The following is a 20,990-nucleotide window of genomic DNA, read 5'->3' as shown; positions in this document are numbered from 1 at the left end:
CAGGCGCGCAGCGCCGTAACCCATCGGCTTGGAGCGGTTCCGATGGGTTGCGCTTCGCTTCACCCATCCTACGGTGTGTTTATGATTCATAGCACCACCAACTCGGCGCGCAGAGCGCCGGCCTGCTTGAGGGCCTCCAGGATGGCGACCAGGTCGCTGGGCGCTGCGCCCACGCGGTTGACCGCGACCACGATGTCGTTCAGCGTCACGCCGGGCTCGAACAAGAACATGCGATTGTCCTCTTCCTCCACGGCGACGGTCGTGGACGGTGTCACCACCGTCTCGCCCTCGGACAGCGGCGCCGGCTGGCTGACCTGGGGGTCCTCGGTGATGGTGACAGTGAGATTGCCGTGCGCCACGGCGGCCGGCATCACCCGCACATGCTGGCCGATGACCACCGTGCCGGTGCGCGAGTTGACGATCACCCGTGCCGGCGCCTCGCCCGGATTGACCTCCAGGTTCTCCAGCAGCGAGACGAAGGCCACCCGCTGGGAGCGGTCACGCGGGGCATTGACGCTGACCGCACCGGCATCCATCGGGCGGGCCGAATCCGGTCCGATCAGGTCATTGATGGATCTGGCCAGACGATTGGCGGTAGTGAAGTCCGGGGTATGCAGGTTCAGGGTCAGACTGTCACCCTCCATGAACGGGCTGAGCACCTCGCGCTCGACCGTCGCACCGTTGGGAATGCGGCCGACACTGGGTACGTTGACCGTGATGCGCGAGCCGTCGTTGCCGCCGGCGCTCAATCCGCCCACCACCAGGTTGCCCTGGGCGATGGCGTAGACCTGACCGTCGGCGCCGCGCAGGGGCGACATCAACAGGGTACCGCCGCGCAGGCTGGTGGCATCGCCGATGGAGGAGACGGTGATGTCGATCTTCTGTCCTTTCTTGGCGAAGGGCGGCAGGTCCGCGCTCAGGGTCACGGCCGCGGCGTTCTTGAGCGAGATGCGCTGATCGTCCGGCACCTTGACGCCGAACTGGGCCAGCATGCTCTTCACGCTCTGCACGGTGAAGGGGGTCTTGTCACCGGTGCCGTCCAGCCCGACGACGATGCCGTAGCCGACCAGCTGGTTGTCGCGCACCCCGGCCACCGTGGCGATGTCCTTGACGCGCTCGGCGGCGGCGGGGACGGACACAAAGAGACTCAGAAACAGGACTGTGAGGAATCCCGTGCCGCTGAAGCGGATGCTGGATTTTCTACTGTTGCGGACCATGATGTTTGTTTCCCTTTCACAATCGAATGGCACTGAGTCAGCCGTCATTGCGAGCGTAGCGTGGCAATCTCATAACGTATAACCAGCCATTTGGAGATTGCCGCGTCACTTCGTTCCTCGCAATGACAGGGCCTTACTGTTTTTTCAGAACGGCCAGAAGACACTGTTGAAGAACTGGGCGAACCAGCCCATGGTGTTCGAATCGTGCACAAAGCCCTGGCCGCTGTAGGTAATGCGCGCATCCGCCACCCGGGTTGAGGGCACGGTGTTGTCCGGGCGCACGTCGACCGGACGCACGATGCCCGAAATCTGGATATATTCATCGCCCTGGTTCAAGGTCAGCCATTTCTCCCCGCGCACCACCAGGTTGCCGTTGGGGTGTACGTCCACCACGGTGACGGTGATGTTGCCGGTCAGGCTGTTGCTCTGGCTGCTCTTGCCCTCACCGTCGAACTCGGTGCTGTTGTCCACCGAGGCGCCGAGCCTGCCGAAGGTATCGCCCAGCGCCGTGGGCGTCTCGGATTCCAGCGAGGTTTCCTTATCGGTCTCGGTCTTGGCGTTCTTGCTGGCCTGGGTGCGCTCCTCCAGCACGATGGTGATGATGTCACCGACGCGCCGCGCCTTGATGTCCTCGAACAGATACATGGCAGTGCCCGAGTGGTAGATGGTGCCCTGCGTCTGAGGCGGCGGCGTCTGCGGCTGCGGCATGGGCGGACGGTAATCCGCGCGCGGCCCGGGATGGGTGGCGCAGCCGCCGGCGAGCACTGTGCCCAGCAGCCACAAAACGGGCAAAAGCTTGTGCAATGACTTCATTTCAAGCCTCCACATCCGGATATCCGGAACGACGTCATTGCGAGGCGCGCAGCGCCGCGGCAATCTCCGACTGACTGCATCGACGTTATGGGATTGCCGCGCTGCGCTCGCAATGACGACTCAATATTCACGATTCAAAATCACCTTAGAGATTCTGATTCACGTACTGCAGCATGCGGTCCACCGAGGAGATGGTCTTGGAGTTCATCTCGTAGGCGCGCTGGGTCTCGATCATGTTCACCAGTTCCTCGACGATGTTCACATTCGAGGTCTCAAGCGAGCCCTGGATCAGGGTGCCGGTGCCGTTGGTGCCCGGGTCATTCACCGTGGGGGCGCCGCTGGAAGCGGTCTCGATGAACAGGTTCTGACCGATCGGCTGCAGGCCGGTGGCATTGACGAAATCCGCCAGCTGGATGGTGCCGGCCTGGGTCGGCGCGGCCTGGCCGGAGAGTTGCACACTGACCACGCCGTCGGAGCTGATGGTGACGCTCTGCGCGTTCTCGTCGATGGTGATGGCCGGCTGGATCGGATAGCCGCTGGAGGTCACCAGCTGGCCGTCGCTGTTCTTCATCAGGCTGCCGTCGCGGGTGTAGGCCAGGCTGCCATCCGGCATCAGCACCTGCAGATAACCCCGGCCCTGCACGGCCACGTCGAAGGAGTTGTTGGTCTGCACCACATTGCCCTGAGTGTGCAGCTTCTGGGTGGCAACGGTGCGCACGCCGGTGCCTAGCATCAGGCCCGAGGGCAGCTGGGTGTCCTGCGATGACTGTGCGCCTGCCTGGCGAATGTTCTGGTAGAGCAGATCCTCGAACACCGCCCGATCGCGCTTGAAGCCGGTCGTATTCACGTTGGCCAGATTATTCGAGATGTTGTTCATCCGGGTCTGCTGTGCCTCGAGCCCGGTCATCGCAACCCACATTGCCTTGTTCATAATTCAGTCCTCATTAACCCATTCGCATCAGCTGCGCCGAAGCCGAATCGTTCTCGCGGGCCGTCTCCATCAGCTTGATGTTGGCCTCGAACTGCCGCGACAGTCCGATCATGGTGGTCATGGCATCGACCATGTTCACGTTGCTGTTCTCCAGCGCACCGCTGACCAGCTTGACCTCATTCGAGGCCGGCGCCTGGCCGCCGTCACTCATCCGCAGCAGTCCATTGGTGTCCTTCTGCAGCTGGGTGGGATCGGGATTGACCACCTTGATGCGGCCGACCACGGCCAGCACCGTGGCATCCTGGCCCACCGGCAGCATGGACACGGTGCCGTCGGATGCAATCTCCACCTTCTGCGCATCAGGCAGCAGCATGGGACCGCCCTCGCCCATCACCGGATAACCGGCGCCGGTCTCCAGCATCCCGGTCGGTGAGATGCGCAGATTGCCGGCGCGGGTATAGGCCTCGCCACCGTCCGGCGCCTGCACCGCGATCCAGCCCTGGCCGTCGACGGCGACATCCAGGTCGCGGCCGGTGGGCTGAACCGCACCCTTGCTGAAATCGGTTCCACCCGGTTGGGACTCGGCATAGACCCGGCTGGGAAAGACCTGCCCCTGCAGCTGATAGGCACGCGCCGCCGCCAGATCGGCCTGAAAACCGGTGGTGGTGGCATTGGCCAGGTTGTTGGCGTTCACCGCCTGGGCCTCCATCACCTGGCGGGCGCCGCTGGCGGCCACATAGAGCAGCTTATCCATCCCTGCTTACCTCATTAACGGATGTTGATGATAGTCTGGGTGATGGTGTCGGCAGTGCTGATCACCTGGGAGTTGGCCTGGAAGTTGCGCTGGGCGGTGATCAGCTTGATCAACTCCGCGGCGATATCCACGTTCGAGGACTCCAGCGCCCCGGACTGGATCGCCCCCAGGCTGCCGGTGCCCGGCTCGCCGACCAGCGGCTGGCCGGAGGAGAAGGTCTCGGCCCAGTTGGTGTTGCCGACCTGGCGCAGCTCGCCCGGGTTGGGGAAGCTCGCCAGCGCCACCTTGCCCAGGGCGTTGGACTGGCCGTTGGTGAAGCGGGCCGAAATGACGCCCTCGTCGCTGATGCTGAGTCCGCTCAGCTTGCCCTTGGCGAAACCATCCTGGCTGAGTGAGTTCACGGTAAAGCCGCCGCCATACTGGACCACCTCGGCCAGATCCATGGTGAAGTTCAGATCGGCGGCGCCGTTGCCGGGGTTCTTGGCATCGAAGACGACCTCGGTGCCGGTGAGGTCGCCGCTGCCGGAGACCAGCTGGCCGACGTCGTCAAAGGTGAAATTGAAGGTATCACTGCCGCCGACCTGAACCACGTCGCCCGGGTCCGTACCGTCGAGATACAGACGCGCATCCCAGTCGTTGCTGGCCTGCTTCTGGAAATAGACCGTGGCCGAGTGCTCCACACCCTGGGAGTCGAACACCGAGAAGGAGGTCGAGAAGTTGAAGGTGGTCGCGTCATTCGGGTCAAACGGGGCGGTAATCACCGGATCGCTGGAATCCAGGTTCATGTTGACGCCGATGTCCGAGGTGGCCTGCGGCGCGCCTTCGGTCTGCGAGACCTGAAGATCGCTCAGCGAGCCGGTATTGAAGGTATCACCCGAGGTCCCGATGGGATCGAAGACCTGCAGCCGCTGACCGGCGGAGTTCACCACATAGCCATTGCGGTCGATGTTGTAGGCACCGGCGCGGGAATAGATCTGGCTGCCACCGTCGGAGAGCACGAAGAAGCCCTCGCCGTTGATGGCCAGGTCCAGGGTGCTGCTGGTGAAGTCGATATTGCCCTGGCCGAATTCCTGCGCCACATTGGCCAGGCGCACGCCGCTGCCGATGGCAGTGGCGCTCACGCCGCCGGTGCTGACGGCGAAGACATCGGAGAACTCGGTGCGGGAGGATTTGAAGCCATTGGTGCTGGAGTTGGCGATATTGTTGCCGGTGACCTCGAGGTCGGACGAGGCAGCATTCAAACCACTGAGTGCGATACTGAAAGGCATGGCCGATTCTCCTTTACTGAATCTGGCGAACTTCGGACAACTCCAGGGTCCTGCCGCCGTTGAGGCCGAGCAGCAGACCGCCGGAGCGGTTGATCGTGACGTTTTCCACTTCCGTGGCGATCAGGGTTTCGACAGCTTCGGCGCCCTCGCCGGTATCCGCCGAGGCCTCGATCAGGTAATCCCCCGCGGGCAGGGCCTGGCCCTGGTCATCCAGACCGTCCCACTTGAAGGGCACCGATCCGGCGGCCTGCTGGCCCAGCCCCATGCTGCGCACCAGTTCGCCGGATTGATTGAAGATGCGGACTTCGATGTTGCCGCTGCTTTCGGGCAGTTCAACGCTGCCGCTCAGGCTGCCGCCCGCCTCCAGGCGCCCGACCCCGGTCGGTGCCAGTACCGAGCGGCCGACCAGGCCGGCGGCCTGCAGCGTCTGGCCGGAATGCATGGACTCGCTGAAGCTCTTGAACGAGTCCTTGAGCTCCTGGATCCCGGTGGAGGTGCTGAACTGGGCCATCTGGGTGAGGAATTCACCGTCCTCCATGGGCTTCATCGGATCCTGGTTGCGCAGCTGGGCGACCATCAGATCCAGGAAATCCTCCTGGCCGAGATCGTTCTTCACCTTGGACTCGGCCCGGCGGGCCTCCTCACTGGTACGCAGACCGGCGCCGGTGTAGATGTCCTGCAGACTGGATATGTCATTCATTGACTGACTCCCTGGGTGGCTGCCCTGCTCACTCGCCCATTCTCAGCGTGGCGAGCAGCAGCTGTTTGGAGGTATTGATCACTTCCACGTTGTTCTGATAACTGCGCGAGGCGGAGATCATGTTCACCATCTCGTCGACCATGTTCACATTGGACTGGTACACATAACCGTCCTCGTTGGCCATGGGGTTGTCGGGCGCGTAGCGCATCTGCACCGGTGCATCGCTCTCCACCACGCCGCGGACCTGGACACCCACCGACTCGGGTCCGGTGCCATAGAGTCCTTTCATCATCGCGGCGAAGACCGGCTGACGGGCACGATAGGCACCCTCCTCGGTCGAACTGACGGTCTCGGCATTGGCCAGATTGCTGGCGGTGGTGTTGAGTCGGGTGTTCTGGGCACTCATGGCCGAGCCGGCAATATCGAAGACCTTGAACAGAGACATGATCATTCACCTCTCAGCGTGGACTTGATGCCGCTGAACTTGCGGCCGAGGAATTCCAGCGTGGTCTGGTACATGACGCTGTTGCTGGAGAACTCCGCCTGTTCCTGCTGCATATCGACGGTATTGCCGTCCATGGAAGGCTGCGCGGGAACGCGGTATTTCAGCGGGATGCCGGCATAGGTATCCGCGCTGGTGGAGATATGACCGGACTGAGTGGAGGCGAGCCTGAGCTGCTCGTCGCCGGCGTTGCGCATGACGGCGCGGAAATCGATGTCGCGCGCCTTGTAGTTGGGCGTGTCGGCGTTGGCGATGTTGGAGGCCAGCAGCTCGTTGCGCCGGGCGCGCAGATTGAGCGCTTCCGGCATGGGCCCCAGCAGGGAATCGAGCGATATCGGCATGGCAACCTCAAACTTTAGTTCGTTTGGGCCATGTCTTAGCAATGCCTGTGCCAGCACAGGCGGAAGGCTTGTTTTTACAGGGATTTCGTTTTCGGGAGGGCGGCCGCGGCAAGGGTAAGCGGCAATATTCCGCCGCCGGGCGGCAAAGGGCGGCGCGGATATTCAACGCAGAGGCGCGGGGGCGCGGGACGCGCAGTGGTGTCTAATTGGTCGAAGGTAGGATGGGTGGAGCACAGCGCAACCCATCTGTCCGCCGAACGCGATGGGTTACGGCGCTACGCGCCTTCACCCATCCTACGGTCAACGTCCGGCCAGGCGTCCCCGCTCCAGGTCTTCCTTCAGTTTATATACGGAGCCGCGCGGGGCGCGCACCAGTTCGAAGGCATCGGAGTGCTGGGTGATGGACTCGGACGAGCCGAGAAAAAGATAGCCGCCGGGATTCAGGCAGCGGGCCATGCGGGCGATCATGTCACGCTTGGACTCGGTGGAGAAATAGATCAATACGTTGCGGCAGAAGATCACGTCGAAGCGGCCCAGGGGGTTGTAACTCTGCAGCAGGTTGGCCAGGGTGAAGCGCACCCGGCGCTTGATCTCATCCTTCACCACCCAGTGCAGCCCCTGCTGGGTGAAGTACTTCTGCTTGCGCTCCTCGGACAGGCCGCGTGCCACGGCCAGACCGTCGTAACGCCCGGCCTGCGCCTCCTGAATCACGGTGGGGGCGATGTCCGTGCCCAGGATCTCGGCCTCGCCGAGCTTGCCGGGGTTCTCGGCCATGAACTCCTGCATGGTCATGCTGATGGAGTAGGCCTCCTGACCGCTGGAGCAGGCCGCCGACCAGATCCGCGGCAGCCGCACCCGGCGTGAGGCCAGGTCGGGCAGGATGGTCTGGCTGAGGATGTCGAAGGGGAAGCTGTCGCGGAACCAGAAGGTCTCGTTGGTCGTCATCGCCTCGATGACCTGCTCCTTCAGCCCGCGGCTGAAGGGCTTGCGCATCTGCTCGACCAGTTCACCCAGGCTGTCGATATTGGCCTCGCGCATGAGCCGGCCCAGGCGGCTGAGCACCAGGTAATGCTTGTTCTCGCCGAGTACGATGCCGGAGCTTTCCTCGAGAAAGGCGCGGAAGGCATCGAAATCCTGGGAGGGGATTTTTGCTGTGTTCAAGCGAAGTTCCTTGTCAGGCGGCTGCCGCATCCGGCGGCATGCAGCACCCGCAGCAGATTGTCAGTTCGGCAGGCCGGCGGTTCAGCCGGCGGTGCTCCCGCCCACTTCCTGTCGGGTCTGGTTGACCTGCTTGAGCACCGAGGTGGCCAGCAGGTCGGGCTTGAACTTGGCAATGAATTCATCGGCGCCGACCTTCTCCACCATGGCGTGGTTGAATACCCCGCTGAGGGATGTGTGCAGCAGCACGTACAGGCCCGCCAGTTCCGGCGAGGTGCGGATCCGTGTCGTCAGGGTATAGCCGTCCATCTCGGGCATTTCCACATCGGAGATGACCATGGCCAGGTCGCGCAGCCGGTCGGGATCGTGCTCGGCCCATTGCTGCAGCTGCTCCAGCGCCTTTCTGCCGTCGCTGACCAGGGTGGCATCGATATTGAGTTGGTCCAGGGTGCGCTTGATCTGGTTGCGCGCGACCATGGAGTCATCCGCCACCAGGATATGCGGCCGGCACTCGTGCTCGACCGCCCCGACCCCGGCCAGCACCTCCTCGGAAATGTTCTCGTCCATGCCGATGACCTCGGCGAGCACCTTCTCCACATCGATGATCTCGACCAGCTCGTCGTCGACCCGGGTCACGGCGGTCAGATAGCTGTCCTTGCCGGCCCCGTTGGGCGGCGGCAGGATCTGTTCCCAGTTCATATTGACGATGCGGTCGACCATCCGCACCAGAAAGCCCTGGGTGGAGCGGTTGAACTCGGTCACGATGACAAAGGCCTCGCGCGGCTCCTGCAGCGGCGGCCGGCCGATCGCCATTCCCAGATCCAGCACCGGAATGGTCTTGCCGCGCAGATGCGCCACGCCCCGCACCACCCGGTGGGACTGCGGCACCTCGGTCAGCGCCGGACACTGGATCACCTCCTGGATCTTGAACACGTTGATGCCGAAGCGCTGCCGTCCATCCAGGGTAAACATCAAGACTTCCAGACGGTTGTGTCCGGCAAGCTGGGTGCGCTGATCGACGCTGGCCAGTACGGTGCTCATGCGTTGGTCTCCTTCGAAGGGGGCGGCTTCCTGTTCTCGCCCTGTAGCGGCCCGGCGACGCGCTTTCTTGAGCCTGGTCGGGTTCCGGCACAGCAATTGCATCGTGCAGGAGCAGTTGAGATTCGACACACAGGAGCGGCAGGTGAAAGCGGGTGCCTGGATACTGATGATCGCACTTGGACTGGGCCAGACGGTCGGCGCCGCCCCGGCTGGATTCCAGTCCCACCAGGGCATAGTGGAGACGGCACAGCGGTTCCTGGCCGAACAGGCCGCCGCCGCTCACAGCGGCAAGGTCGAGGCCAGCATCGGCCGCCTGGACAGCCGGCTCCGGCTCAAGCGCTGCGGCGCGCCGCTGGAGGCCTTTCTGCCGGCCGGCGCCCGCCTGAGCGGTAATACCAGCGTCGGGGTACGCTGCCCCGGGCCGACCGAATGGAAAATCTATGTTTCCGGAAAAATTAGTGTTTTTGGCCAGGTGGTGGTGGCTTCGGAACCGCTGCTGCGGGGCGAGGCCGTCGGCGAGGCCCAACTCAGGGTGGTCGAGCGGGAACTGTCCGGCCTGAGCTATGGCTACTTCGACCGCACCGACAAGCTCACCGGCATGCTGGCCGGGCGCGCCATCCCCGCGGGCACGGTGATCACCCCGAACATGCTCAGCGCGCCGCGGCTGATCAACCGGGGTGACCGCGTCACCCTGCTCACCGGCAGCGAGCGTTTCCAGGTGCGGATGCGCGGGGAGGCCATGAGCGACGGCACCCGGGGCGAGCGCATCCGCGTCAAGGCCCTGAACAGTCAGCGGGTCATCGAGGGCTGGGTCGTGTCGCGCGGCGTCGTAAAAGTGACGCTTTAGCGACGGCGGGGAAAAATCGCGCTAAAGTTCTTGAATGTTTTGACGATACGGTTTTCAGTCAGACCCGAATCAACCCAGGAAAACAGCACGCAGGAGGCCACAATGGCAACTGAAATCAACAATATATCCGGCTCGATGGTCGGCAATGTCGGCACCGGCGCCGGCACCCAGGCGGGTCAGGGGACGGCGGAGAACAAGGCCGCCGAGAGCCAGGGCAATCCGGCATCCAGCCGCGACACCGTCAGCCTCACACCCCAGGCGCAGCAGCTGCGGGATCTGGAGAACCGCATCGCCGAACTGCCCGAGGTCGACAGCAACCGCGTCAACGCCATCAGGGACGCCATCGCCAACGGCAGCTACGAAATCGACGCCAACCGCATCGCCGAGAAGCTGATGCAGTTCGAAGGCGCACTCTGAAGCGCCGGGAACCGTCATGCAGCAGGCACTGAAATCGGCCCTGACGCAGCTGTTCGATCGCGAGCAGCACACCCTGACCGCGCTCAACCGGATCCTGGCGACGGAGCTTGAGGCCCTGCAGGCCCAGGATACCGCCGCATTGGAACAGGCCGCCCGCGACAAGGCCGAGCGCATGCAGGAACTCGAAGGGATGGAACGCGACCTGAGCGCCCTGCTTTCCCGCGCCGGCTATGGCAGCGACCGCGACGGCATCGAGACCTGTATTGCCCGCTGCGATCACAGCGGCGACCTGGCCGGCCGCTGGACGCAGCTGCTGCAGTCGCTGCAGCAGTGCCAGGAACGCAACCGCCACAATGGCGCGGCCATCGAGATCCATCGCCGGCATACCCGCTCGGCGCTTGCCGTACTGCGCGGCGAGTCGCCTGATCCGGCCACCTACGCCGCCAGCGGCCAGACCGACAACGCACACACCGGCACCCGGCCACTGGCCAAGGCCTGAATTGCTGCCGTATCATGACCTGAATTCCCACACGCGGGCCGGACATCCCCATGGCGGACGCAATCAGGCAACAAGACCCCTATCGCTCCCAGAGTGAAAGGATCACCCACCCACCGCAAATCATCGCCCTGCTGCGCCGGCTGCATGAAAACAGGATCCTGTTGCGGGTGAAGATCCCCGGCGTGGAACGCCCGTTCAACAGCCTGCTGCTCAATCTCAATCCCCAGCGCAACTACCTGCTGCTCGACGAAATCAATGACGAGGCCGCCCATCGCAAGGCCCTGGAGGCCGGCAGGCTGCGGGTATTCGGTCAGCACGAGGGGGTGGAGATGAATTTCAATCTCGACATCCGCCCGGCGCAGAACCGGCAGGGCGTGCGCTTCTACCAGGCGCCGCTGCCGGAGTGCGTGTACTACATGCAGCGGCGTGCCGACTACCGTGTGCATGTGGCCATGGATATGGAGATCGGCGTGCTGCTGCCGCTCGGCGAGGAACTCCTGCTTGACGGGCAGCTGTACGATGTCTCCATGGGCGGGCTGGGCGCCCGCCTGGACGCGGGCGAGGAAATCCGGAAGGGACTAATCATCCCGGGCTGCCGCATCCAGCTGCCGCAGGATCCGCAGCCCCTGCAGGCCGATCTGGAAGTACGTTTCGTGCTGCCGGATGAATCGCACCAGAGCCTGCGCCTGGGCGGTCGCTTCAGCCGGCTTGCCCCGGAGGACAAGGGCCGGCTGCGCAAATTCGTCACCCAGCTCGAGCGCGAGATGATCCGCCGCCGCACCCGCGGCGATGGCTGACTTGGGTCCGGGTGGGATCCCCGCTACAATAGCCGCCCTGTACCCGGCAATATCATATGGTAACAGGCACTCCGTCTCCGTAGCTCAGCTGGATAGAGCGACGCCCTCCTAAGGCGTAGGTCGCAGGTTCGACTCCTGCCGGGGACGCCATCCACGCCCGCCTCCCCTTCCCCTTCATCCAGCCCCGGGACATCGTAGCCGCAACGGGCCATAATGCCTGCATGCGGGCGGCCATCAGCAAACAGCTTGAACGTTATCGATTGAGCGTGGCGCGTCCCGATGCCGTCCCGCAGCTGGCCCTGCTCGGCATCGTTGCAGGCGTACTCGCGGGACTGACCATCATCGCCTTCCGCCTGCTTGCCGAACGGCTGCAATCCGGACTGCTCACAGGGCAGACCGGGCACTTCGCCGCGCTGGCGCCGGAGCATCGGCTCTACCTTGCCCTGTTCGGCGGCCTGGTCCTCGGTCTGATGTTCCAGTGGCTGTCGCGGGATGCCCGCCGGGTCGGAATCCTGCATGTCCTGGAACGGCTCGAATATCACCAGGGGCGCATGCCCTGGCGCAATGCCGTATCCCAGTTTCTGGGCGGGACGCTTGCCATCATCAGCGGCCAGTCGATCGGCCGCGAGGGCCCCAGCGCCCACCTCGGCGCGGCCAGCAGCAATCTGCCGGCGCAATGGCTGCAGCTGCCCAACAACAGCCTGCGCGTAACCGCCGCCTGCGGCGTGGCGGCCGGCATCGCCGCTTCCTTCAACACCCCGCTGGCCGGCGTGGCCTTCGCCATGGAGGTGCTGATGCTGGAATACACCGTGGCCGGTTTTACTCCGGTGATCCTGGCCACCGTCAGCGCCACCATGCTCAGCCGCCTGGTGTTCGGCGACCAGATCGCCTTCATCGTCCCCACCATCAGTCTGGGCTCCCTGTCCGAACTACCTTATATCATGTTAGCCGGGATCCTGATCGGTCTGATCGGCGCCGCCTTCCTGCGCCTGCTGCAACTGTTCACCCGCCTGCACACCCCACTGCCCGTCTGGCTGCGCTTCAGTCTCGCCGGCGGCGCCGTCGGTCTGGCCGGCATGCTGGTACCGCAGGTCATGGGGATCGGCGATCAGACCATCACCGACACCTTCAACGCCCACTACGGGCTCATGCTGCTGGTGTCGATCCTGATTCTGAAACTGTTGATCACGACCTTCACCATCGGCGCCGGCATTCCAGGCGGCATGATCGGTCCCTCCCTGGTGATCGGTGCCGCCGGCGGCGGCCTGCTGGGCATGCTCGGCATGGAGACGGGGATCAGTACCCCGGACTCCCTCGGCCTGTATGTCCTGGTCGGCATGGGCGCGATGATGGCGGCGATTCTGCAGGCACCGCTGGCCGGGCTGATCGCCATCCTGGAGCTGACCCGTTCTCCCGATGTCATCCTGCCCGGCATGCTTGCCGTCGTTTCCGCCACCGTCACGGCAGGCCTGTTCACGCACCGGGAATCGGTTTTTCACACCATGCTGCGCAACCTGGGCATGGATTATCGCAATGACCCGGTCAATCAGTCGCTGCGCCGCGTCGGGGTCACGGCCGCGATGCAGACCGCCTTCACTCTGCTGCCGCGCCAGGTTGAGCGCGAACGCATCGAGCAGGAACTCAAGGAGGGCCTGCACTGGATCGTGATCAGAGCGCCGGAACAGGCCGACGTGCTGCTGGCAGCCGTGGATCTCGTGCAGGCCCTTACCCGGGATCCGGAGGCAACCGAATTCGATCTCATGGATATCCCGGGCACGCGACTGCAGACGACCGAGATCGACCGCCTTGCCAGTCTGCAGGAAGCCCATGCCAGGATGCGGGACACGGGGGCCGAGGCCCTGCTGGTCACGCGCCAGGTCGCACCGGGGTTGAAACGGGTGGAAGGGATACTGACCGCCGACGGCATCGCACAGACCTACAGGATCTGAGGCCCGCCCGGGTTCACACGGCGGCAGGGAATCAGTCCGGCTGCAGCAGCCGCTCGATCTTCTCCGTCAGGCGGGCGAAATCCACCGGCTTGGTATCGTAATCGTCGCAGCCGGCAGCAAAGGCCCGCTCCCGGTCCTCGGCCATCGCGTGCGCGGTGAGTACCACGATCGGGATGTGGGCGGTATGCACCCCGCACTTGAGCATGCGGGTCGCCTCCCAGCCGTCGATATCCGGCAGGCTCAGATCCATCAGGATCAGTTCCGGTTGCCCGACCTCGGCCATTTCCACACCGGCGCGGCCGCTGACCGCCGTCAGCACCTCATGACCACGGCGGGCAAGGCGTCGGCTGAGCATGTCACGGTTCAGTTCATTGTCTTCAACCAGCAGCAGTCTCGCCATCCGCATCGCCTTTGCCGGCCAGGTCCAGTCCATGCAGCATCGCGACCAGATGCTGTCTGAGATTCACCCCCTTGGGCACTATCGCCGCGCGGTGCTGTTCCAGTTCACGGCGGTCGTTCTCATTGATATCCATGGCAGAGACCACCACCAGAGGCAATGCCGCCGTGGCGGGGTTGCCGCGCAGCCACTTGATGAAATCGAAGCCGTTCATGTTGGGCAGGATGAGATCGGTACAGATCAGATGCGGGCGCAGCGATTCCAGCAGCCCGATGGCCTCGCGCCCGTCGCGGGCCTCGATCACCTCCACGCCCTCCGCCTGCAGGGTGCGCCTGACCAGATCCCGGCTGGCGGCATTGTCATCCACCACCAGGGCCTGGCAGTCGGCCGGAACGGCGGTGATGGGCTCGGGCACCGGGAGCAGACTGTCAGACAGTTCCGGACGCACTGGGGATTCCGGTTGCAGCCGGCTCAGATCCGCCGGCAGGCAGAGGGTGAAGCGACTGCCCCGGCCCGGTTCACTGTCCACCTCGACGCTGCCGCCGAGCTTCTCGCAGATGCGGCGGCTGATCGCCAGGCCCAGGCCGGTGCCGCCATACTTGCGGGTACTGGAGGAATCGATCTGGGAGAACTCCTGGAACAGCCGGTCGAGCTTCTCCGGCGGGATGCCGATGCCGGTATCCTCGACAGTGAAATCGATCCATTCCTGCTCACCCTCCCGACGCCGCGCCAGGCCCAGACGAACATCGCCGTTCTCGGTGAACTTGGCCGCATTGCTCAGCAGGTTCATCAATACCTGGCGCAGCTTGGTCTCGTCCGAGAACATCCGGCCGGGGGACTCCGGCACCTGCACATCGAAACGGTTGTTGTTGTGCGACATCATGGGGTGGATATTGTCGACCACGTCGTTGACCAGGTCGCGCAGCTGGAACATGACCGGGTTGATTTCCATCTTGCCGGCCTCGATCTTGGACAGATCCAGCACATCGTTGATCAACGACAGCAGGTGCCGCCCGGCGGATTTGATCTTGTACAGGTCCGGGGTGAGTTCCTTCACGCCCAGTTCGCCGGCCTCCTCCTCCAGCATCTCGCTGTAGCCGATGATGGCATTGAGCGGGGTGCGCAGTTCGTGGCTCATATTCGCCAGGAAGGCGCTCTTGGCCCGGCTGACCGAGCGCGCTTCCTCGGCGGCCTGTTCGAGTTCGCGCTGCTGGGCCATCAGCCGGTCCAGCATCTGGTTGAAGAAACGCGACAGGTAACCGAACTCGTCCTCACGCGAGATATCCAGGCGCACTTCCAACCGGCCGTCGGAGACCGCGCGGGTGGCGCTCACCAGTTGCTGCAGCGGACGGTGCACGATGGTGCGGATGGACCAGGTCAGGAACAGGCCGAACACGAGCAGGGTGGCGAAGATGCCGATTACCAGCTGGTTGCGGCGCTGCGCGACCAGTGCATCCAGGTCGGGGTGGAACACTTCCAGATCGATGTCCTGCCCGGGCGCCAGCGCCGTTGGCAGATGCCGCTCGATCACGCCGCCCTGCCCGGCATTGCCGACGAAGTAATCCCGTCTGCCGATATGCAGCCCGATGGCGGAAAAGCTGCTGCCCTGCTGCAGTTCGGCCAGACGGCCGGCCAGTTCGGCGTAGCCGCTGTCTGAACCGGCCTTGACCAGGGTGGCCACCTGATAGGCCACACGGTCAGCCTCGGCCTCGAAATCGGCCTGCAGCCGCGATTCCATGTCGCGCAGCAGCCAGGTCGCGACGATGAACACCGCCACGATGATCACCCACATCACCAGGGCGGTGATCTTGACCGCAATACTGGCCTGCCAGTTGCGGGTCCAGTCGTCGGAGACAATGACTTCGTTCACCATCCGGCATTCCGTCCTGAGCAGCAGATTTGCAGATTACCCCAAACGCCGGCAGCAGGCGCTTCGGTGGTGTTAACAGGTATTAACAGGCCCTAACGAAATCCCAGCCAGCGCAGCCCCATCACCATGGGACAGATATTGGTCATCCCGGCCATGAACAGCATGAAGCCGATGAACCAGGGGAAGAACCAGGCGACTTCCGGCAGTCCGACATAGCTGGCCAGCAGGAGGACGAAGACAATCAGCCGCAGCATGCGCTCGGCATCGAAGCCGAAGCGCGGACAGTTGCCCGTGAAAGGATCGCGGTAGTCGGAACCGTAACGCAGCCTGGAGACGATGATGGGAATGCGCCAGTTGGTGAGCCCCTCGAACAGCAGCACGCCCATGTAGATGTAGATGGGCAGCGGCTGCTGCAGATACAGAAGCAGAATCAGGGTGGTACCGAGAATGAACCGGTAGGCGCGTTCGCTCATGAAGTCGCTCGTATTTCCGCTGTGGTTGAACCCCGAACCTGACAGGGGCTGCCATTTTTCTTCTTAGCGGCGAGAGCGCGCGGGGCTTGACCCCCGCGGCGGCGGGCGGGTCAGTGCTGGAGCTCGCGGCGGGCCTCGATCACGTTGGGCAGCTGACCGATGCGGGTAAGCACCCGGCTGAGCTCCTCCAGGTCACTGATCTCGATGCTCAGTTTCATCCTGGCGGCATGATCGTGCTTGTCGGTGACGGTATTCACTCCGAGCACATTGATCTTTTCAGTGGCCAGCACCGAGGTGATGTCGCGCAGCAGTCCCGAGCGGTCGTAGGCCAGGATCTGGATATCGACCGGGTAGACCCGCTGCTGGCTGCCGCCCCAGCTGACCTCGATGAGGCGTTCGTGCTCATGCTGGTACAAGCGCAGTACGTTGGGGCAGTCACGGCGGTGGATGGTCACGCCGCGGCCACGGGTGATATAACCCACGATCGGGTCCTGCGGCACCGGATGACAGCAGCGGGCCATATGGGTGAGCAGGTTACCCACCCCGAGAATGCGCACATCACCGCCCTCCTCGCCGCGACTGCTGGGACGGCTGAGCGGGATGGCCTCTTCTTCCCGGGTAAACAGATCATTGGCCGCGCTGACGATCTGGGTGCTGCCGATGTCGCCCTTGCCGATGGCGACCAGCAGATCCTGCACATTGTCGAAGCGCAGGCGCCGGGCCAGTTCCTCCCAGTTCATGTTGTCCAGTCCCAACCGGTCGAGCTCGCGTTCCAGCACCGCGCGCCCGGCGGCCAGGTTCTTGTCCCGGTCCTGCTGGTGGAACCAGTGGCGGACCTTGGCGCGGGCCCGGGAGGACTTGAGATAGCCCAGGTGCGGACTGAGCCAGTCGCGGCTGGGGGTACCATTGCGGGTGGTGAGGATCTCCACCTGTTCGCCGTTGTGCAGTTCGTAGGTCAGCGGCACGATCTGGCCGTCGATCTTGGCCCCGCGGCAGCGATGCCCGATCTCGGTGTGGATGTGATAGGCGAAGTCCAGCGGGGTGGCGCCCTGGGGCAGATCGACCACCTGGCCCTGCGGCGTGAGCACGTAGACCCGGTCGCCGGTCTCGGATTTGAACCGATCGACGAAATCGCTGGCGGTGGATTCCTCATCCCGCCACTCGATGAGCTGGCGCAGCCAGGCGATCTTCTGCTCGAAACTCTGGTCGAAGCGCCCGCCTTCCTTGTAGCGCCAGTGGGCGGCCACGCCGAGTTCGGCGTGCTCGTGCATCTCGCGGGTGCGGATCTGGATCTCCAGGGTGCGTCCGCCGGGCCCGACCACTGCCGTATGCAGGGAGCGGTAATTGTTCTCCTTGGGGTTGGCGATGTAGTCGTCGAATTCGCGTGGGATGTGATGCCACATGCTGTGCACCACACCCAGCGCGGCATAGCAGTCCGCCACCCGCTCGACCAGAATGCGCACGGCGCGCACGTCGAAGATCTCGTTGAAGCCGACGTTCTTGCGCTGCATCTTGCGCCAGATGCTGTAGATATGCTTGACCCGCCCGCTGACCTCGCCCTGGATGCCGGCGGCCTGAAGTTCATTGCGGATGCTCACCACCACATGGTCGATGTAGCGCTCGCGGTCCAGGCGGCGTTCGTCCAGGTGCGTGGCGATCTCCTTGTAGACGCCGGGTTCCAGGTAGCGCAGCGACAGGTCTTCCAACTCCCACTTGATCTGACCGATGCCCAGGCGGTTGGCCAGCGGCGCATACAGTTCCAGCGTCTCGCGGGCGATGCGCCGCTGACTCGCGGTCTCGAGGTGACGCAGGGTGCGCATGTTGTGGAGCCGGTCGGCCAGTTTGACCAGGATGACGCGAATGTCCTCGGCCATGGCCAGCAGCAGCTTACGCAGGCTCTCGGCATGTTCCTGCGCCTTCTGCGCGGCATCACGGTAGCGGCTGATCTGGCCCATCTTGGTCACCCCGTCGACCAGGCGGGCGATGGCGGGACCAAAGTCGCTACGGACCTCATCCAGTGTGACCGGGGTATCCTCGACCACGTCGTGCAGGATGGCGGCGCAGACGGATTCGTGATCCAGACCCAGCTGATGGACGATCTCGGCCACCGCCAGCACGTGGCTGAGATAGGGCTCGCCCGAGGCCCGGCGCTGTCCGGCATGGGCACGTACGGCATAGTCCACGGCCCGTTCGATCAGGGCGCGGCCTTCCTCGCTGAAGCCGAGGGTCAGGGCGGCACGGTACTGCGCCGGATCGGGATCCTCCCGCCCGGTCGCCGCCTGAACGCTCGTCTGACTCACACTGACCATAGCTGCAGCCACCTTCCTGATTTGCGTAGGTCGGGTTAGCCTGGAAGGCGTAACCCGACATCCTCCGCGGCCATGTCGGGTTACGCTGCGCTAACCCGACCTACACCTTGATAAGAGTAAGATGCCGGTACCCTAACAGGAATTCAAGGCAAGAATCGTTCCCCGGTCAAGCAGGAGAAGGGTACGGAGGCGCCATCAGAACCCTCCCGACGCCCATTGATACCACAGGGGCAGGGTCAGCAGACTCAAAAGTGTCGAAACAGTCACGGTCATGGCATAGAGAGCGCTGTCCAGGCCGTAGCGGTCGCACAGGACGATGCCGATGACCATGCTCGGCATGGCCGCCTCCAGCACCACGGCGGTGCGCACCCAGCCCTCCAGCCCGAGCAGGGCCGTTCCACCAAAGACCAGCAGCGGCATCAGCAGCAGCTGGATGATGACCGGATTGGCCAGGGCCACCACCTCCAGCTGGCCGCGCGCCGGCCAGAACAGGCCCATGCCCAGGGCCAGCAGCATCAGCGGCACCACCGCGCTGGCCAGGCTGTCCAGCACCGAGGCCAGCATCGCCGGCACCGGCACCGCAGCCAGGTTCAGCGCCACCGCGATCAGCGCCGCCCACAGCGGCGGCACCTTCAGCAATCGGGTGAACATGTCGCCGCCGGGACCGCGGTCGCCATAACGCTGCGCGACCAGGATGCCCAGAGTCAGCAGCAGCGGTGTGCAGGCGAACAGGTCGTACTGGATGGCGATGCTGCGGGCCTGGGGGCCGAAGGTGTTCTCCAGTACCGGCAGTCCGAGGTAGGTGACATTGGGAAAGGCGGCGGCCAGCATCAGGGCCGCGCTCTTGCGGCGGGACAGAGCGCAGAGCCGGCACAGCAGGCGGCTCAGCGCCAGCGCCGCCAGCACACCGGTGATCGCCAGGGCCGAGATCTTGAAGGTGGACCAGCCCAACTCGGCCCGCCACAGGGTCAGCAGCACCAGCGCCGGCAGCAGGACATAGAACACCACATCGGTGATGCCGCGACGCAGCTGCTCCGGCGGCAGACCGCCCAGGCCGATGCGGCGCACCCCCACGCCCAGGGCGACGATCACGAACATCTCCAGGATGGTCTGCAGCATCAGGCAATCCCGGCCGGGTGGAACGGCGGCGGCATCAGGGCTGCGCGTCGGCCAGCCGCTGCAGCCACTCCGCGCTGATCTGTTCCAGTGCCTTGTGGAACAGCCCCACCGTGGTGTGAATGGAGCCATCACCCGCAGCGGAGAACAGGCTCCGGCTCAGCTCGCTCGCCGCCAGGCGCTCGCCCGTGTCGCGGTCGTGCAGTTCGAACGCCATTGCCACCTCCACACCGGCGCCCTGCGCGCCCCGGATCTGATCGAAACGTTCGACCCGGGCCAGCAGCCGGTAGCGGGCCGCGCCGGCATAGTCATCCTCCAGCACCCGGTCAGCCAGGCCGGTGGCCGTGAGATAGTCAACCAGATACGCCTGCAGCAGCTGCGGCGGGTGCTCGCTCCAGTAATGGTAATGATGGCGCCGCAGCTGCAGCGGCTGCTCGATCGTGCGATAGACAATGGCGCGGTCCTGGTACAGGGCCGGCGTCTGCACCGGCGCGACCGCCAGCCCGCCGGTCAGCAGCGGCCGATTCAGGCGGTTTTCGGGCTCGGGCCGCGCGAGGCGGTAATAACTGTCCTCGGGCACGGCGGCGGGACCGGCGCAGCCGCCGGCCAGCAGCACCATAAGCAGACAGAACACTGTGACTGTGCTGCGCATCTCTACTCCTCGCCCGTCTGCGGCCGGCTACGGATCAGCAGGCCCGGATTGCCGCGGATCTGGCGGCTGAACTCGTTCATGTTGCGGCTGGCCTGGCGCAGGTCGTGCATGATGGCGTCGATGGCGCGGGCCGAGGCCTCTACCGAGCGGCGCAGACCGACCACGCTGCGGCGCACATCGGCGTCGTTGTCGCGCACCAGGGCATGGGCATCCGCAAGCAGGGCGTCCAGCGCCTGCTGCGAACTCTGCAGGCCGCGGCTCAGGCCGGCCAGGTCGCGGCTCATATCATCGACATTGACCAGGATGCTGTCCACCCGCGTTTCGGTGTCGGCATCCAGGATGGACTCCAGCCGCGCGGCGCTGTTGTCCAGCCGCCCGACCATGGACTCCAGCCCGCCGAGGATGCCCGGCAGCCGGGCCTGCACCTCGCCGCCGATGCCGCTGACCTGAGTGTTCAGATTGTCCAGCAACGGTCGCAGGCTGTCGCGGGTCAGCCCGCCGACCTCGGCCGCCACCTCGTTGAGCACGGCAAACACGTCCTGCGCCGGCGCCCCGGGGATGGCTGCGCCCGGTTCCAGGTGACGCTCGCTCCCGCCCTCCGCGATCTCGATCACGGTATCGCCCAGCAGGCCGGTGGCGTGAATCCGGGCCTGGCTGTCCTCGGGGATCCGCCAGTCGCGGCGGACCAGGACCTCCACCCGGTAGCGGGTGCCCTGCCCGGTCTGCTCCGGCACCAGTCGGTCCACATAGCCGACCTGATACCCCTCGTAGGTGACATGGGTACCCTTGCCCAGGCCGGCGATGTTCCGGAAATAGACATGATAGGGCTCGGCCTGGCCCACCCGGCCGGTGATCTTGTACAGCGCGACGAGCAGCACCGTCAGGCTGATCAGGGTGAACAGCCCCACCAGGAAATAATTGATATTGTCTCTACGCATT

General features: G+C 64.5%; 22 protein-coding genes and 1 tRNA gene. 6 read left to right on the top strand and 17 right to left on the bottom strand.

From position 1 onward, the window contains the following. Positions 1-86: 86 nt before the first annotated feature. From CFK21_RS07095 to CFK21_RS07050, 10 genes are all read right to left on the bottom strand, one after another. Entirely contained in the window at positions 87-1,217 is a 1,131-nt protein-coding gene (locus tag CFK21_RS07095) for a flagellar basal body P-ring protein FlgI (protein ID WP_096366006.1), read from the bottom strand. Positions 1,218-1,361: 144 nt separating this feature from the next. Further along, complete coding sequence (gene flgH, locus CFK21_RS07090; RefSeq protein WP_096366005.1) at positions 1,362-2,030, bottom strand: flagellar basal body L-ring protein FlgH; 669 nt, start codon at positions 2,028-2,030, stop codon at positions 1,362-1,364. 145 nt (positions 2,031-2,175) lie between these two features. After that, a complete protein-coding gene (flgG, locus tag CFK21_RS07085; protein WP_096366004.1) occupies positions 2,176-2,961 on the bottom strand; it encodes a flagellar basal-body rod protein FlgG in 786 nt (261 codons plus the stop codon). 13 nt (positions 2,962-2,974) lie between these two features. After that, positions 2,975-3,715, bottom strand: a complete 741-nt coding sequence (gene flgF / locus CFK21_RS07080) for a flagellar basal-body rod protein FlgF (protein WP_096366003.1) — start codon at positions 3,713-3,715, stop codon at positions 2,975-2,977. 14 nt (positions 3,716-3,729) lie between these two features. Next, a complete protein-coding gene (gene flgE / locus CFK21_RS07075) occupies positions 3,730-4,983 on the bottom strand; it encodes a flagellar hook protein FlgE (protein WP_096366002.1) in 1,254 nt (417 codons plus the stop codon). Between the two features lie 13 nt (positions 4,984-4,996). Next, the gene (locus CFK21_RS07070; RefSeq protein ID WP_096366001.1) at positions 4,997-5,683 is read right to left on the bottom strand and encodes a flagellar hook assembly protein FlgD; all 687 of its coding nucleotides are present in this window, start codon (positions 5,681-5,683) and stop codon (positions 4,997-4,999) included. Positions 5,684-5,711: 28 nt separating this feature from the next. After that, positions 5,712-6,128 carry a flagellar basal body rod protein FlgC gene (flgC, locus tag CFK21_RS07065; RefSeq protein WP_096367533.1) on the bottom strand — a complete coding sequence of 139 codons (417 nt, stop codon included), beginning with the start codon at positions 6,126-6,128 and terminating at the stop codon, positions 5,712-5,714. Between the two features lie 2 nt (positions 6,129-6,130). After that, a complete protein-coding gene (gene flgB, locus CFK21_RS07060) occupies positions 6,131-6,526 on the bottom strand; it encodes a flagellar basal body rod protein FlgB (RefSeq protein WP_096366000.1) in 396 nt (131 codons plus the stop codon). Positions 6,527-6,826: 300 nt separating this feature from the next. Next, a complete protein-coding gene (locus CFK21_RS07055; protein ID WP_231971576.1) occupies positions 6,827-7,687 on the bottom strand; it encodes a CheR family methyltransferase in 861 nt (286 codons plus the stop codon). An 81-nt stretch (positions 7,688-7,768) separates the two neighbouring features. Further along, positions 7,769-8,725 (bottom strand): chemotaxis protein CheV, encoded by a 957-nt coding sequence (locus CFK21_RS07050; protein ID WP_096365998.1) that lies wholly within the window; start codon positions 8,723-8,725, stop codon positions 7,769-7,771. Between the two features lie 142 nt (positions 8,726-8,867). Between CFK21_RS07050 and flgA the strand changes: the two genes are divergently transcribed. From flgA to CFK21_RS07020, 6 genes are all read left to right on the top strand, one after another. Beyond that, complete coding sequence (gene flgA, locus CFK21_RS07045) at positions 8,868-9,572, top strand: flagellar basal body P-ring formation chaperone FlgA (RefSeq protein WP_157745481.1); 705 nt, start codon at positions 8,868-8,870, stop codon at positions 9,570-9,572. Between the two features lie 102 nt (positions 9,573-9,674). Further along, on the top strand, positions 9,675-9,989 hold the full coding sequence (flgM, locus tag CFK21_RS07040; protein WP_096365996.1) for a flagellar biosynthesis anti-sigma factor FlgM: 315 nt from the start codon (positions 9,675-9,677) through the stop codon (positions 9,987-9,989). Between the two features lie 16 nt (positions 9,990-10,005). Continuing rightward, positions 10,006-10,488 carry a flagella synthesis protein FlgN gene (locus tag CFK21_RS07035; RefSeq protein ID WP_096365995.1) on the top strand — a complete coding sequence of 161 codons (483 nt, stop codon included), beginning with the start codon at positions 10,006-10,008 and terminating at the stop codon, positions 10,486-10,488. Positions 10,489-10,538: 50 nt separating this feature from the next. Continuing rightward, positions 10,539-11,285, top strand: coding sequence for a flagellar brake protein (locus CFK21_RS07030; protein WP_096365994.1), 747 nt, complete (start codon positions 10,539-10,541; stop codon positions 11,283-11,285). Positions 11,286-11,358: 73 nt separating this feature from the next. Further along, positions 11,359-11,435, top strand: a tRNA-Arg gene (locus tag CFK21_RS07025). A gap of 71 nt (positions 11,436-11,506) precedes the next feature. Then, positions 11,507-13,234: a chloride channel protein gene (locus CFK21_RS07020; protein ID WP_096365993.1), complete on the top strand. Its 1,728-nt coding sequence runs from the start codon at positions 11,507-11,509 to the stop codon at positions 13,232-13,234. A gap of 31 nt (positions 13,235-13,265) precedes the next feature. Here the strand turns inward: CFK21_RS07020 and CFK21_RS07015 are convergent, their stop codons facing one another. The 7 genes from CFK21_RS07015 to CFK21_RS06985 all read right to left on the bottom strand — a co-directional run bounded on the left by CFK21_RS07015 (position 13,266) and on the right by CFK21_RS06985 (position 20,989). Next, positions 13,266-13,634: a response regulator gene (locus tag CFK21_RS07015; RefSeq protein WP_096365992.1), complete on the bottom strand. Its 369-nt coding sequence runs from the start codon at positions 13,632-13,634 to the stop codon at positions 13,266-13,268. After that, positions 13,612-15,504 (bottom strand): ATP-binding response regulator, encoded by a 1,893-nt coding sequence (locus CFK21_RS07010; RefSeq protein WP_096365991.1) that lies wholly within the window; start codon positions 15,502-15,504, stop codon positions 13,612-13,614. Before CFK21_RS07010 ends, CFK21_RS07015 begins: the two co-directional genes overlap by 23 nt. An 89-nt stretch (positions 15,505-15,593) precedes the next feature. Next, on the bottom strand, positions 15,594-15,974 hold the full coding sequence (locus tag CFK21_RS07005; protein ID WP_096365990.1) for a YgaP family membrane protein: 381 nt from the start codon (positions 15,972-15,974) through the stop codon (positions 15,594-15,596). 110 nt (positions 15,975-16,084) lie between these two features. Beyond that, complete coding sequence (gene relA / locus CFK21_RS07000) at positions 16,085-18,283, bottom strand: GTP diphosphokinase (RefSeq protein ID WP_096365989.1); 2,199 nt, start codon at positions 18,281-18,283, stop codon at positions 16,085-16,087. A gap of 195 nt (positions 18,284-18,478) precedes the next feature. After that, positions 18,479-19,402, bottom strand: a complete 924-nt coding sequence (locus tag CFK21_RS06995; RefSeq protein ID WP_096365988.1) for an AEC family transporter — start codon at positions 19,400-19,402, stop codon at positions 18,479-18,481. A gap of 34 nt (positions 19,403-19,436) precedes the next feature. Further along, on the bottom strand, positions 19,437-20,051 hold the full coding sequence (locus CFK21_RS06990; protein WP_096365987.1) for an ABC-type transport auxiliary lipoprotein family protein: 615 nt from the start codon (positions 20,049-20,051) through the stop codon (positions 19,437-19,439). Between the two features lie 2 nt (positions 20,052-20,053). Further along, complete coding sequence (locus tag CFK21_RS06985) at positions 20,054-20,989, bottom strand: MlaD family protein (RefSeq protein WP_096365986.1); 936 nt, start codon at positions 20,987-20,989, stop codon at positions 20,054-20,056. Position 20,990 lies beyond the last annotated feature (1 nt).

The organism is Thiohalobacter thiocyanaticus (genome assembly GCF_002356355.1).
GTDB lineage: Bacteria > Pseudomonadota > Gammaproteobacteria > Thiohalobacterales > Thiohalobacteraceae > Thiohalobacter > Thiohalobacter thiocyanaticus_A.
The sequence above is the reverse complement of the archived record's forward strand: the minus strand, read 5'-3'. Positions and strand labels throughout refer to the sequence as shown.

Excerpts from the sequence above, each read along its gene's own strand:
- CFK21_RS07010 (WP_096365991.1), bottom strand. The coding sequence starts at position 15,504 with ATGGTGAACGAAGTCATTGTCTCCGACGACTGGACCCGCAACTGGCAG.
- CFK21_RS07005 (WP_096365990.1), bottom strand. The coding sequence starts at position 15,974 with ATGAGCGAACGCGCCTACCGGTTCATTCTCGGTACCACCCTGATTCTG.
- CFK21_RS07095 (WP_096366006.1), bottom strand. The coding sequence starts at position 1,217 with ATGGTCCGCAACAGTAGAAAATCCAGCATCCGCTTCAGCGGCACGGGA.
- CFK21_RS07070 (WP_096366001.1), bottom strand. The coding sequence starts at position 5,683 with ATGAATGACATATCCAGTCTGCAGGACATCTACACCGGCGCCGGTCTG.
- relA (WP_096365989.1), bottom strand. The coding sequence starts at position 18,283 with ATGGTCAGTGTGAGTCAGACGAGCGTTCAGGCGGCGACCGGGCGGGAG.
- flgF (WP_096366003.1), bottom strand. The coding sequence starts at position 3,715 with ATGGATAAGCTGCTCTATGTGGCCGCCAGCGGCGCCCGCCAGGTGATG.
- flgH (WP_096366005.1), bottom strand. The coding sequence starts at position 2,030 with ATGAAGTCATTGCACAAGCTTTTGCCCGTTTTGTGGCTGCTGGGCACA.
- CFK21_RS07015 (WP_096365992.1), bottom strand. The coding sequence starts at position 13,634 with ATGGCGAGACTGCTGCTGGTTGAAGACAATGAACTGAACCGTGACATG.
- flgB (WP_096366000.1), bottom strand. The coding sequence starts at position 6,526 with ATGCCGATATCGCTCGATTCCCTGCTGGGGCCCATGCCGGAAGCGCTC.
- flgM (WP_096365996.1), top strand. The coding sequence starts at position 9,675 with ATGGCAACTGAAATCAACAATATATCCGGCTCGATGGTCGGCAATGTC.
- CFK21_RS07035 (WP_096365995.1), top strand. The coding sequence starts at position 10,006 with ATGCAGCAGGCACTGAAATCGGCCCTGACGCAGCTGTTCGATCGCGAG.
- flgG (WP_096366004.1), bottom strand. The coding sequence starts at position 2,961 with ATGAACAAGGCAATGTGGGTTGCGATGACCGGGCTCGAGGCACAGCAG.
- CFK21_RS07020 (WP_096365993.1), top strand. The coding sequence starts at position 11,507 with ATGCGGGCGGCCATCAGCAAACAGCTTGAACGTTATCGATTGAGCGTG.
- CFK21_RS07030 (WP_096365994.1), top strand. The coding sequence starts at position 10,539 with ATGGCGGACGCAATCAGGCAACAAGACCCCTATCGCTCCCAGAGTGAA.
- flgE (WP_096366002.1), bottom strand. The coding sequence starts at position 4,983 with ATGCCTTTCAGTATCGCACTCAGTGGTTTGAATGCTGCCTCGTCCGAC.
- CFK21_RS06985 (WP_096365986.1), bottom strand. The coding sequence starts at position 20,989 with ATGCGTAGAGACAATATCAATTATTTCCTGGTGGGGCTGTTCACCCTG.
- flgC (WP_096367533.1), bottom strand. The coding sequence starts at position 6,128 with ATGTCTCTGTTCAAGGTCTTCGATATTGCCGGCTCGGCCATGAGTGCC.
- CFK21_RS06990 (WP_096365987.1), bottom strand. The coding sequence starts at position 20,051 with ATGCGCAGCACAGTCACAGTGTTCTGTCTGCTTATGGTGCTGCTGGCC.
- CFK21_RS07050 (WP_096365998.1), bottom strand. The coding sequence starts at position 8,725 with ATGAGCACCGTACTGGCCAGCGTCGATCAGCGCACCCAGCTTGCCGGA.
- CFK21_RS06995 (WP_096365988.1), bottom strand. The coding sequence starts at position 19,402 with ATGCTGCAGACCATCCTGGAGATGTTCGTGATCGTCGCCCTGGGCGTG.